The 12,494-nt window shown below is 66.2% G+C and carries 12 protein-coding genes; 6 read left to right on the forward strand and 6 right to left on the reverse strand.

All coding sequences use genetic code 11. The features are described from left to right. Positions 1-988, reverse strand: a 988-nt coding sequence (locus tag ACK4MH_RS09990) for an IPT/TIG domain-containing protein (protein ID WP_409717584.1), incomplete at its 3' end; no start/stop codon positions are given. Positions 989-1,380: 392 nt separating this feature from the next. Between ACK4MH_RS09990 and ACK4MH_RS09995 the strand changes: the two genes are divergently transcribed. The 4 genes from ACK4MH_RS09995 to ACK4MH_RS10010 are packed head-to-tail and all read left to right on the forward strand — an operon-like array spanning position 1,381 to position 3,618. Further along, the gene (locus ACK4MH_RS09995; RefSeq protein ID WP_409717587.1) at positions 1,381-1,905 is read left to right on the forward strand and encodes a phage tail protein; all 525 of its coding nucleotides are present in this window, start codon (positions 1,381-1,383) and stop codon (positions 1,903-1,905) included. 30 nt (positions 1,906-1,935) lie between these two features. Further along, positions 1,936-2,469: a phage tail protein gene (locus tag ACK4MH_RS10000; RefSeq protein ID WP_409717590.1), complete on the forward strand. Its 534-nt coding sequence runs from the start codon at positions 1,936-1,938 to the stop codon at positions 2,467-2,469. Positions 2,470-2,527: 58 nt separating this feature from the next. Beyond that, positions 2,528-3,055, forward strand: a complete 528-nt coding sequence (locus ACK4MH_RS10005) for a phage tail protein (RefSeq protein WP_409717593.1) — start codon at positions 2,528-2,530, stop codon at positions 3,053-3,055. After that, complete coding sequence (locus ACK4MH_RS10010) at positions 3,052-3,618, forward strand: GNAT family N-acetyltransferase (protein WP_409717596.1); 567 nt, start codon at positions 3,052-3,054, stop codon at positions 3,616-3,618. The genes ACK4MH_RS10005 and ACK4MH_RS10010 overlap by 4 nt, the downstream gene beginning before the upstream one ends. On the opposite strand, the gene ACK4MH_RS10015 is transcribed toward ACK4MH_RS10010, so the two are convergent. Next, a complete protein-coding gene (locus ACK4MH_RS10015) occupies positions 3,611-3,949 on the reverse strand; it encodes a DUF6916 family protein (protein WP_409717599.1) in 339 nt (112 codons plus the stop codon). The two genes, ACK4MH_RS10010 and ACK4MH_RS10015, sit on opposite strands and share 8 nt — an antisense overlap. 333 nt (positions 3,950-4,282) lie before the next feature. Here ACK4MH_RS10015 and ACK4MH_RS10020 point away from each other — a divergent pair, with 333 nt between their 5' ends. Continuing rightward, complete coding sequence (locus tag ACK4MH_RS10020; protein WP_409717601.1) at positions 4,283-5,863, forward strand: hypothetical protein; 1,581 nt, start codon at positions 4,283-4,285, stop codon at positions 5,861-5,863. Between the two features lie 211 nt (positions 5,864-6,074). On the opposite strand, the gene ACK4MH_RS10025 is transcribed toward ACK4MH_RS10020, so the two are convergent. The 4 genes from ACK4MH_RS10025 to ACK4MH_RS10040 all read right to left on the reverse strand — a co-directional run bounded on the left by ACK4MH_RS10025 (position 6,075) and on the right by ACK4MH_RS10040 (position 10,761). Next, entirely contained in the window at positions 6,075-6,821 is a 747-nt protein-coding gene (locus ACK4MH_RS10025; RefSeq protein WP_409717604.1) for a FadR/GntR family transcriptional regulator, read from the reverse strand. Between the two features lie 68 nt (positions 6,822-6,889). Next, positions 6,890-7,078: a hypothetical protein gene (locus ACK4MH_RS10030; protein WP_409717607.1), complete on the reverse strand. Its 189-nt coding sequence runs from the start codon at positions 7,076-7,078 to the stop codon at positions 6,890-6,892. A gap of 29 nt (positions 7,079-7,107) precedes the next feature. Further along, positions 7,108-7,758 carry a rhamnogalacturonan acetylesterase gene (locus ACK4MH_RS10035; protein WP_409717610.1) on the reverse strand — a complete coding sequence of 217 codons (651 nt, stop codon included), beginning with the start codon at positions 7,756-7,758 and terminating at the stop codon, positions 7,108-7,110. A 15-nt stretch (positions 7,759-7,773) separates the two neighbouring features. After that, positions 7,774-10,761: a DUF6298 domain-containing protein gene (locus tag ACK4MH_RS10040; protein ID WP_409717613.1), complete on the reverse strand. Its 2,988-nt coding sequence runs from the start codon at positions 10,759-10,761 to the stop codon at positions 7,774-7,776. A 119-nt stretch (positions 10,762-10,880) separates the two neighbouring features. Here ACK4MH_RS10040 and ACK4MH_RS10045 point away from each other — a divergent pair, with 119 nt between their 5' ends. Beyond that, complete coding sequence (locus ACK4MH_RS10045; protein ID WP_409717616.1) at positions 10,881-12,470, forward strand: pectate lyase; 1,590 nt, start codon at positions 10,881-10,883, stop codon at positions 12,468-12,470. Positions 12,471-12,494: the final 24 nt, after the last annotated feature.

The raw sequence follows: 12,494 nt of genomic DNA on the forward strand, positions 1-12,494 counted from the left end.
TCTGCGTCGCGCTGTTGACCGTGAAGCCCGTCGCCGCCGTCGCGCCGAACGTCACCGCCGTCGCCCCGCTGAACTGCGTGCCGGTGATGACGACCGTCGTCCCGCCCGTCGTCGGACCCGAACTCGGGCTGATCGCCGTCACGGTCGGAGCCGCTACATAGGTGTATTGATCCGCCCCCGAGGTCGCGCTGGTTCCGCCACCCGTCGTGACGCGGACGTCGACCGTGCCGGTCCCCGCCGGAGCCGTCGCCGTGATCTGCGTCGCGCTGTTGACCGTGAAGCCCGTCGCCGCCGTCGCGCCGAACGTCACCGCCGTCGCCCCGCTGAACTGCGTGCCGGTGATGACGACCGTCGTCCCGCCCGTCGTCGGACCCGAGCTCGGGCTGATCGCCGTCACGGTCGGAGCCGCCACATAGGTGTACTGATCCGCCGCCGAGGTCGCGCTGGTCCCGCCGCCCGTCGTGACGCGGACGTCGACCGTGCCGGTCCCCGCCGGAGCCGTCGCCGTGATCTGCGTCGCGCTGTTGACCGTGAAGCCCGTCGCCGCCGTCGCGCCGAAGGTCACCGCCGTCGCCCCGCTGAACTGCGTGCCGGTGATGACGACCGTCGTCCCGCCCGTCGTCGGACCCGAGCTTGGACTGATCGCCGTCACGGCCGGGGGCGTAGACGCAGCCGTCACATTGACCGTCACATTGATGACCCGGCCAGTGTTGTTGTTGTCGATGGTGAAGGTGTCGGTTCCCGAGAAGCTGAGGGATGGCGGTCGGTACTGAACTTCACCCGCAGCCGTTCGCATCAGCGAACCGCCTTGGGCAGTCGCATTGGTCACTGGCTGGTTCAACGTGCCGGTCGCCGTACCATTCACCAGCGGCCGGATGGCGGTCGGACTGGTCAGAGCGTTGCACCCGCCTGACGTGGCGGAGATGTTGGCGGACGTCAGGACGCCTCCCAACTGGAACGAGCCATCGCCCGCATTGGTGAACGACAACCCGGGGATGTCCGACGGTCCGACCGAGCAAGGGTAGGTCGCGGCATGGGCCGGCGCAGCCCATCCACTCGCAAAAAGCGTGGCGAACGCGACGAACGCGCAAAGCAGCAGACCCGCCCGACGACGCAAAACTTCGCTAAACATATGTTTTTTCGCCCAACTTCCGAGCTTCTTCGCGCCATTTCAGGAGCGCTGAAACCCGACCCCACAATCTCGACGCGAGCTTGACATCGCATGCCAAGCTTGTAGCGTCCTCCCACGACAGCGATATCTCTATCACGCCGCTGAACACGCAAGCAATCCACGCCTTGATCGACATATAGCAATAGTTGTGCGGTCAAGCTTGCGCCGCCTCGATTTCGCCGGTCCCCGGACTGAACAGGAGCCTGCCCATGTCGGAACCCTTCCTCGGCCAGATCATCACCACGGGGTTCGGCTTCGCGCCCAAGACCTACGCCCTGTGCAACGGCCAGCTTTTGCCGGTTAATCAGAATTCCGCCCTCTTTTCGCTGCTGGGCGTTCAATACGGCGGCGATGGCCGCACGACCTTCGCTCTGCCCGACCTGCGGGGCCGTTACCCCCTTGGCGCAGGACCATCGGTCGATGCGGCCTGGCAGCCCCCTGTCGCCTACCAAGGCGCGCCTCAGGGCGTCGAGAACGTCACCCTGCTGCCGTCGCAAATCCCGCCTCATACCCATGTCATGGGTGTCGCCAGCGCGGCGGCGGCGAACGGCGCGCCGTCGAACGAGATTTTCGCGACGGCTTCCGCGAACGCCTATGCGCCGGCCGGCAACATTGTTCCCCTAGGTGCGGGGCCGATGACGCCGACGGGCGCCCTGCCGCACGCGAACATGCAGCCGTCCCTGGTGATCAGCTTCAGCATCGCCCTGTCCGGCATTTATCCTTCACGCCAGTAGGGCGATCGGCCGCAATCGAGGAGATCATTCATGAGTGACCAATTCATCGGCGAGATCCGCTGGTTTCCCTATCCGCGCGGCGTCCCGAACGGCTGGCAAAACTGCGACGGCTCGCTGCTGTCGATCGCTGAATACGAAGCTCTCTATACGCTGCTCGGCACCCAGTATGGCGGCGACGGGGTCAATACCTTCGGCGTGCCCGATCTGCGCGGCCGGCTCCCGGTTCATCAGGGACAGGGGCCGGGGCTGACGCAGCGCCTGCCGGCTCAGAGGTTCGGGACCGAGGGCGTCACCCTTCAGTCGAACCAGCTGGGCGGACACAGCCACGTCCTGGTCGCGTCGTCGGCCGCAGCCACGACGAACAGCCCGGGCGGAAACCTTCCCGCCACCTTGGCGTCGGACGACGCCCTCTATGTATCCAGCACCGCCGGCGCGACCCCCGGCCCGATCACCAATACGGCGGTCCAGCTGACCGGCGGCAATCAGGCGCACGAAAACCGGGCTCCGACCCTGACCCTGCGCGCCGCCATCGCCTGGAACGGCCTGTTTCCCACCCAGAACTGAATCCGACACTCTCGGTTGACCCTTTTCGCCGCGCGCGGCGTCAGACAAGGACAGGATCATGGCAGATCCCTATACGGGCGAAATCCGCATCTTCGGTTTCCCTTTCGTGCCGGTAGGCTGGGCCGCCTGCAACGGCGCGACCCTTCCCCTTCAACAGCAGATGACCTTATTCGCGCTGATCGGCGCGACCTTCGGCGGCAATGGAACGTCCACGTTTCAGCTGCCCAACCTCTCGGCGCGCGGCTTCTGCGGCTACGGGCAAGGCGCAGGGCTGCAACAGTATGATCTGGGCGAGACCTTCGGCGAAGCGTCCGTCACCCTGAGCGTCAACGAGATCGCCGCCCACAGCCATCAGATGTTCGCCTATGAGGGCGGCACGGGCACGCACACGCCCGGACCGACGCCGACCAGCGCCCTGTCCACGTCAGATCTGAACTCCATCTATGCGGCGGCGGCGGCCGATCAGAGCTTTTCGCCCGTCGCGATCAGTCAGAGCGGCGGCGGCCAACCGCATGAGAACCGCCAGCCGGGTCTGCCGCTTCTGCTCTGCATCTCGATGGACGGCGTCTTCCCCGACTTTCCATGACGGACGGTGACGCCGCCGGCGACCTGCTTGCCCATTACGCCCCGCTTCTGGCATCGAACGTGATGATCAGCGCGGGGTTGGGGTTGCGGCCGGCGACACCCGACGATCAGTCCTTTCTGCGGGCGGTCTACGCCGATACTCGCGCGGCGGAAGTGTCACGGACGGGATGGCCTGAACCGATGATGCGGGCATTTCTCGATCAGCAGTTCGATCTGCAGAGCCGGCATTACGCCGCACGCCACCCTGCCGCAGATCGGCTGATCCTGACCGTTCGAAACGGCGATTCCGCCGAACAGAGGATCGGGCGGCTTTATTTGGATCGGACAGAAACACGCTGGAGATTGCTGGAGCTGGCCCTGCTGACGCCTTGGCGCTGCCGGGGATTCGGCGGCCTGTTTCTCGACAGTCTGGCACAGGCGGCTTCAGCCCGGGGCGCGTCTGCCATTGACCTGAGCGTCGCCGTAGACAATCCGCGCGCTCAAGCCCTTTACGCGCGGCACGGCTACCGGCTCGGCGTCGCGACAACCACGACACACAAACCGATGAGCCGGCCCGTCAGTTGAACACGGCCTGATAAACGATGCCGTCGCGATCGCGAGCGACTGGCACCAGAAAGACCTGCAGTGCGCCCATCACCGCATTGCGCAAACCATAGATCTTCTGCGGCAGGACGACGGCGCTCTGGCTGCGGAACATCAGCGAAAACGGCGCCCGCAGGGTCCCGGCGGCTGGCGCAGTCGCCAAAGGCCTCACCTCGACCAGGGTCAGGGGCATTGAGCTGTCCGCCCCCGTGGCCAAGTCAAACGTCTGATTTTGCGCAGCGGCGAAGTCTTGAATCGCAAGAAGTTTCATTATGGTGCGCCCATCCACCCGCTCAGTCCGAAGCGTGAACATCGCGATCCCAAGCGGACGCTGTCAAGATAAATCGCTCTAAGATTGTTTCGTTATATACCCAAGGACGTTCTGTTGATGAGATAGCGTATCCGGATTGGTAGTGTCTTCAGGGGGGACGCTCCACCGAATTGGGCGCCACGCCAACCCCGTGCGCCCTCGGCGCGCCACGGCGGCGGGACACCCAAAGCATCGGATAACCAGAAGATCAAAATCGCGCTTAACGGGTGACAACACCCTTAAGACGCGTAATGATCCCTCCCCTGATCTGGGCGTTCGCGGCGTCTTTAGGTCGATATATCGCCAGACAGCAGTCCGTCCGTGTGGGAGCACAGCATGACCGCCCGATCGTCAAAACTTCGCTTTTCCGCCGCCATGGCCGGCCTTATCGCCAGCCTGATTCCCGGGATCGCATCGGCCTGGAAACCGACATCCCATGTCTATTTCGCCGAAATCGCCGCCCGTGATGCGCTCGACGACGGCTTTGTAGAAATACCCATCTTGGGAACCGGCGAGGTGCGTCGTTACAGGGTGGACGCCCAGACACTGGAAGCGCTGCGCGTGGGCAGAGCCCATTATCGCGCCGGCGTGCTCGGCCCCGACGCCTATCCTGACATCCTCACCGGACAACAGGTCATCCATCCTGACGGCGAAGAGACGGGTGTGTCCGGCGGATCCGACGCCTGGCTGGAGCATGTCTGGTCCAGTTTCGATGAAACGCCGACGCAGCGCGCCTTTCGATTGGGCTTTCTCACCCATGCCGCCGGCGACACCTACGGCCACACCTTCATCAACCATTTCTCGGGCGCGCCTTTCACCCTGACGCCGCCGGACAATGCGATCCGTCACATCGTGTTGGAGGGCTATATAGACAAGCGTCTTCCTGCCGGCGCCTTGGCGGGAGACTTCTTCACCGCCTCCATCGACGGCCTCGAATCCCGCATCTACACCGCGATGGTCGACGCTCGCACAGGAACCCGGTTGGACGCGCTGCTGCCAAGAGCGAACTCCAGCTCAGACATGTCCGTGCCCCGCATCTTCTCGACCCTCAGGGCCGAGCTCGATGAGGACATTCGCGAATATTACGACCACAAGGCTGACCTTCAACGTCGCGCCGACGCCTGCGGCGCCTTCGACTGGAGCTGTTCGAGGATCGCGCTGAATGCCGAACTGGCGGGCTACATGATCGCGAACGCCGGCCCGATCACCTACAAGGAATACTGGCGCGACGACATCGACGAAGGCCTGAAGCTTTGGCCGTCGGTGAGCCATCAGGTGGCGGTCGCCCTGTTCTTCAACGCCGACCGCACGGCCAATACCGACAAGGCGGACGACATCCTCACCGACTATGCCACCCGCCACCTCCTCTCGATGGCGGGCGCGCCCGATGTGGTCGGCGGCGGAATCGCCTTGGCAGGGGATATCGTCGAGGCCGTGACGCCGGACTTTCTGCTCAAACCCATCCGGGAGATGAAAGCGGCGCTCCTGGACACGCTGCTCAAGGGGGCGACCGGAATGACCAAGGCCGAGTTGAAGGCCTATCTCACCACGCCCGACCGCTATTTCGATCAGGTGATGACCACCGGTAACGGCGAACACGTGACGCTGGCGGACTTCAACCGACGTTATCTGCAGATCTCCGATCCTGGATATTCCAATCCTGCCGAGGCCTTCGACTACAAGACACTGCCGGCGACCTACAACACGGTGATTGCAAGCAAACTCGTTCTTCTCCCGCAGAGCGAAGTGAACCGCCTGATCCGCGACCTTGGCGGTTCGCAAACGCTCGACCGACCCAATGTCATGCTGGGGTTTGCACAGACCCTCGATGGATCGCTTCAATGGCGCAGCGGCATGGTGCTGGCGGCTGACCCTGCCGTTTACAACAAGGTCTTTAAACCTGTTCCAGGAGAGTGAAGCTTGCTCACGAGGTAAGGCAATGCGCCAGGTGTCGCCAGAACTGACATCGCGCCGATTATCTGCTGCACCAATCTACTGACGCCGCTTCGACGGCGGCGACCGCCTAAAAAATCTGAAACGGTTGGGCGTATTTCTCCCTGAGCGGTTAGGCTGAAAGCACTATATCGCGCATCCTTCAGCGGTGACGGTACGAGTGGGAGAAAACAGATCAGGAGGCCGTTCGTTCAGCCTCCACGCGTTCATAGCCCGCGTCGATTACGAGCCGCATAGCCTCAGCAGCGCCCAAACCATCCTTTTCCTCAATGCGATCGACAATGCGCTCGTGCGCTATGGCCGTTTCGGCCTGAAGAGCGGCGTCCCGAGTGGGAGGACTCAGAGTGAAGACCTCCAGCAAAGCCGTCTCAATAACGCTTGCCAAAGATCGCATCATCGCATTTTTTGACGCAGCGCCGATTGCAAGATGCAGTGACAGGTCCGCGCGGGCGAACTCGTGCTTTGTCAAATCCGTGGCCTTCATCCTATGAACGGCCTCTCTCATGGCCGTCAGATCGGCGGTCGTGCGACGCTCCGCAGCAAGCGCTGCAGCTGCCGGTTCGACGGCTCGGCGCACTTCCGCTAGCTGGCGCCTGAAGGCTGCGTCCATGCCACCCGAGACCTGCCAGGTCAGGACTTCGCGGTCGAAGTAGTTCCAGTGGACGGGGTCGGTCACGCGGGTGCCGACGCGCGTCTTGACGCTGAGAAACCCCTTGGCCGCCAGCGTCTTCAGGCCTTCGCGCAAGGCCGTGCGCGAGACGCCAAAGCGGTCGAGCAGATCGGCTTCCAACGGCAGCTTCTCGCCCGGCGCCAGACGGCCGGTCAGAATGTCCTGCGCCAGGGCGCGCACGATCTGTTCGTGCGTGGACAGGACCTGCGTCGATCTGGCGGGGCCGACCGGGGCATCGTTACTGGCGCTCATCCTGCGGTCGTAAGCCAGGCGGCTTCAAAAGTCTGCAAACCAATTCATATGATTATATCCGGCGCGCCTCAAGGCACCAGCACCCGACGCAAGGCGGGCACGGCCAGGATCAGATCGCGCGTCACCATGGCGGCGAAGAAGTCCGCCCCCTCGCGCCCCAGGTGGGTGTAGTCGAACGACACCCGCGCCTGTCCCAGAGGCTCGACGGCGGCATTGTTCTGGGCCGGAACCGCAGGCGTGGCGGGCGTCGGCGTCACGCCGGTCGAGCCGGGGATGGTCGTGCCGGTCAGCAGGGCGGCCGCGACCTCGGGCGAAGGGGCGACTGGGCGAAGCGGGCCGACATCATCGGCCCCATGGCCTGGACCACGGCGGCGCTGGCGGCGTTCAGATCGACCAGCGGCGTGTCGGTTTCCTGCGCGACCCGGCGCACGGCCTCGGCCCAAGGGACCAGGTCATTCTGTAGCCGGCCGTCAACGAACTGACGCCGTGTCAGGTGCGTCAGCAGCACGGGAATGGCGCCTCGCGCTCGCGTCTGCTCGACATAGCGTTTCAGATTGACGGGAAACTGATTCGCCAGATCGGTAGAGCGGCCCGGCTTGCCCGGCTGGTCGTTGTGGCCGAACTGGATCAGCACATAGGTCTGGACGAAGCCGGGCGTAGACATTTCCGCCAGCGCCAGATCCCAGGAGCCTTCGGCGAAATAGCTGCCCGAACTGCGCCCTCCTCGCGCCAGGTTCACGCAGGCGACGAAGGACGTCACGTGGTCGGCGCAGAAGCTGGGCCCCCAGCCGCCGATCACCGCCGTGGTCGAGTCGCCGACCAGGATGATCTTGGACGCCTGGATCGGCGTGATGGGCGTGCCCCCAGGCGGTGGCGCGGGTGCGGCCTGGGGGGCGGCGAGCAGCGCGACGGACGAGAGGATGGCGGCGAGCGTCATAGGATTTCCTTCGGTTCAGTTCGTGCAGGCGGCGGTGAGTTCAAGCCAGGCGGCCCAGGGCTTGGTGGTCGCGCTGTTCAACTGCGTGGCGCCTGCCGGCAAGCAGGCGACGCCCTGCCCGTTCGCCCATTGGACCGTCATCGGTCTGGCCAGAGGGCGAGCGAACGTCACGGCGCCGTCGATCGCATAGACGAGTAGTCGTCCTTCGGGATCGGCCCCACCCCAGGACGACGGTCCGGCGATGACGCGGTCGGACGGTCGCACCCCTGCCCGCGCGGCCGCCGGGAAGGCCGCCTCGACGGCTCGGCTCAGATCGGGATAGGCGTCGTCGCCGTCCAGCAGCGCCAGGTCGGCGCGGCGGTCGCGGTATTCGCGATAGGCGCGGTACCGCATGGCGGGCGTGGACTTCCACAGGTCGCGGCGCACCTGGGCAGGATCGGCGCCGTCGGCCAGATCCTGGGGTCGGGCGATGGCGTCCACCTGTTCGCGCGGCGCCTTGTCGATGCCGCCTTCGACCGCGAACAGCGTCCCGTCCGGGCGATAGCTCCAGTGGTGGAACTCGACCCCATCGATCGTGCGCGACAGGGCCGGATCGTCCAGCACCGCGTCCGTCACCGCCTTGGGCGCCTCCAGCACGACCCAGACCGAGCGGCCCGTTTCGGCCTTCCATTCGGCGATGGTCTCCAGCCAGAAGCGGACGAAGGCGAACGGGCCGGTGTATTCCGGGTCGAGGCCGAAGATGACGTTGGACCGGTCCTTCAGCGCGTCGAGCGTGTAGCGGATGTAGAGGCGATGCAGGTCGCGCCGCACCGGGTCGGACACGTCCCAGAAGACCTCGGCGGCCGGAACCTCCATCGGCATGCCCGTCTCCTGGATCGCATTCATCGGCCGCCACGGGAAATCGACGTAATGGGCGCGGCTCTCCAGCAGCCAGTGCTGCAGATACATTCGGTGATGCAGCACGACGCCACGCCGCTCGGCCCGTTCGGCGAAGCCGTCCAGCCGGTCGAAGAACCAGGGATTGAAGCGGGTCAGGTCGTATTTGCTGAGGCCGTCCCAGGCCCGCCCCTGACCACTTCGGGCCCAAGGCAGTTCGATGAAGGGCGCCCAGACCTCGCCGTCCTTTTGATCCGGCGAGCCATAGAAGTCGTGATCGACGCGGCGGCGGTCGTACCAGAGGCCGTAGTTGTGCTGGACCACGTCGCCGGTGTTCAGCCCCGCGACCAGGGCGTCCAGGTCGTCGGTCAGGCCCGGTCCGATCTTGCCTGGCGCGAACCGAGTCAGGAAGGGGCCGGAACCGGTGGCGGCGGCCGTGGGCATCTGGGCCTGGAAGAAGGCGAAGCCGATCTTGCGCACATAGGCCGGGCGGCCGTCGATCTGGAACCGGCCGTTGGCCAGGGTCAGGGGATGGCGCTCGTCGGACGGACGATGGACGTCACGCCAAGCGGCGACCTGGGCCTCGGTCAGGACGCGGGTTCCACGCGCCGGCGCAGGCAGGACGACGGGGTCGAGCGCGTCGAGCGCCTCGCGCCCCAGCCGCGCTTCCAACTGATAACGATACAGGCTGGCCGGCTCCTGCGGCTGGGCGCGGTGGAAGTCACGGCCCGGCTGGGCGCGCGGATCCTCCAGCACCCCGTCGCCGATCCGTTCGCCGCGACAGCCGACAGCGGCGTTGGGGGCCTCAAGAGGATTGCGAACCTCGACAACCGTCGCCTCGCAGTTCCACAGCAGGGAGTTGGCGGCGGCCCAGCCGGCGCCCTGGGCCTCGCGTCCCCGGTGGGTCAGGGTCAGGGCGCCGCCACGCACCTTGACCCCGTCGAACAGGGCGCCCGAGGCCCAGCTTTCCAGCGCGCCGCTGTCGCCCCTGGCGTCCGTGGCGGTGCAGTCGAGGAAGACGTTGGGGCCGGCCGCCGCATGACCCAGGCCGAAGTCGTGGATGCCGTCGCGGCTGTCGCAGCGGACGAACAGGCTCTGCTGGCCCGCCGTGTAGAAGACCCGTCGGCGCCAGCCGCCGATCTCGGACACGGGGTCGGACGCCGAGACGTCCTGAACCGTGATGCGCCGCGTCGTCTCGCCCAGATCAACCACCGAACCGACGAAGCCGCGCGCGGACAGATTGCGGATCCAACCGTCCTCGACCCCGTCGAAGGCGACCGCGTACCAGCTGTGGTCCTCGTCCATCGGCCGTTTGGGATCATGGGCGGACACCAGGGTCAGGCCCTCGATCCCCACCTCGCGGATGCGCGGCGTGGACGGTCCGCGCGTGACCAGGCCGCCGCCCATATCCGGATCTAGCGCCGTGGTCAGGGGGGCGCCGATCAGGACGGCGTCCGCCTGAACCGCTGTCACCGTACGATCCCACACGATGTCGCGCGTTCCCGGCTTCCAGTTCAGCCGCCCCTCGGGCCTCCAGCCGACGAAATCGTCCATGCCTAAGGCGGTGATCCAGGCCTGGGTGCTCGGCCGCCGGATCGTGATCCGATCCCCGACCGCCAGCCCTGCGGTCGAGGCCAGCGGCAGCCGCATGGCCCCCACCGGCACGGCGTCGACGACCGGCAGGGGATCGCCGGAGGGCGCAGCATCCCCTTGGCCGGCGACGGCGATCAGGGCGCGACGGTCCACGCCGGTCGCCACCATGGTCGTGCCGCCGTCGGCCGCGCCACGCAGCACCACACCGTCCGCCGTGATGCGCACCTGACCCTCGACCTCATAGGTTCCGGCCGTCAACTGAACCACGCCGCGATGGCCGCGCCGGTCGGCAGGCCGTGTCGCTACGAGGTCGATCGCCGCCTGAATCTGTGCGCCGTCATCGCCCGCGACAGGCTCCACGATCAGGGTCGCCGGATGAATGGCCGGAGCCACGCCGCCGCCGCGATAACCGGCATGGGAAAAATCGATGGGCGGGATTCGCCAAACCGTGCGCGGATCGGGGCCTTGTGCGCCGGCCACGCTCGACAGCGCGACCAGAGCCGCCGCGACCAAGCCGCCCATCCGCCATTTCATGGCCTTTCCTCCCTAGCCATTTGCCGAAAAGTATTATTATATTTCCAGACATGTCCAGCGGTGTCATTCCGCCAGTCGCCGTCAGAGCGTCGGACATCCAGGAAACGAAGGGGTCTTCGATGCTGAGCCGACGCACCTGTCTGGCGACTGCGGCCGGCGCCGCCCTGGCTGCGCCTCTGGCCGGCTGGCGCACGGCCGAGCCGACGCGCGCCCAGGTGCTGGCGACCATGGCCCGCGCCACCCGCTTCATGACAGACAAGGTGGCGGTGAATGGCGGCTATGTCTGGTCCTACCTGCCGGATCTGTCGCGCCGCTGGGGCGAGATGGAGGCCTATCCGACCATGGTTTGGACCCAGGCGCCGGGCACGCCGGAGATGGGCCAGATCTTCCTGGACGCCTGGCGTGCGACCGGTGACGACCTGTATTACACGGCGGCGACCCAAGCGGCGGACGCCCTGATCCAAGGACAGCATTCGGCCGGCGGCTGGAACTACGTCATCGACACAGCGGGGGAGAATTCGATCCGCCGCTGGTACGACACCGTCGGCGCCAACGGCTGGCGACTGGAGGAGTTTCAGCACGACTACGGCAACGCCACCTTCGACGACCACGCCACGGTCGAGTGCGCCCGCTTCCTGTTGCGGCTGCGCCTGGCCAAGGGCGAGGCGCGGTTCCGGCCCGCCGTGGACAAGGCGATCAACTTCATCCTGAACAGCCAGCTTGCGTCAGGCGGATGGCCCCAGCGCTGGCCCCGCGCAGGCGCGTTCGAAAACCACGGCAAGCCCGACTACACTGGCCTGATCACCCTCAACGACGAGGTGGTGGACGAGAATATCGACTTTCTGCTGCTGGTCCTGCAGCAGCTTGGCTACGAGCGGGTGCGCGAACCCGTCCAGCGCGCCATGGTCTGCTATCGCGATATGCAACAGCCCGATCCGACGCCGGGCTGGGCGCTGCAATACACCCCCGACTTCAAGCCCGCCTGGGGCCGGACCTATGAGCCCGCCGCCGTCTCGCCGCACACGACCGCCGCCGCGATCGACAAGATGCTGGACTTCTACCGCCTGACCGGCGACCGCAGCTTCCTGGCCCGCCTGCCTCAGGCGCTGGACTGGCTGGAGCGGATGGAGGCGCCGGTCGAGGCCCGCCATGACGGCCGCAACTTCTTCCGCTTCGTCGAGCCGGGGACCAACCGCTTCATCGCCGTGCATCGGCGCGGCTCCAATGCCCAGAACGGCGAATATTACGCCGACTTCGACATGACCGGCGCGAGGGCTGAGAAACATATCGACGTGCCCGTCCTGCGCCGGCGGGTGGCCCAGGTCTCGGCCCTGTCGCCGGAGGCGGTGACGCAGAACTCGCCGCTGCTGGGACGCGGTCCGTCGCTGATGCCGGACTATGTGATCACCCGTCCGCAGGCCGGTTCGGATCTGAACGCCGCCGCCCAGGGGCCGACCTCGGTCGCGACGCTGCTCTCGGCCCTGAACGCCGAGGGCTACTGGCCCGTCGAGCTGAAGACCACCAGCCATCCCTATCGCGGCTCCGGCCCGGCCGAACTGCCCCCAGGGTTCGTCGATCGCGGCCAGGTCGGCGACGACTGGGACACCTCGCCCTTCACCGAGCCCGGCGGGCCGATGGGCATCTCCACCGGAACCTACATCAACGCCATGAGCCGGCTGATCGCAGTCGTCGCCTCAACGCCGGCCTGACCGCCGTCGCCCCCAAAAAGACAA

Origin of the sequence: Brevundimonas sp. (assembly GCF_046295075.1) — a bacterium.
Classification (GTDB): domain Bacteria; phylum Pseudomonadota; class Alphaproteobacteria; order Caulobacterales; family Caulobacteraceae; genus Brevundimonas.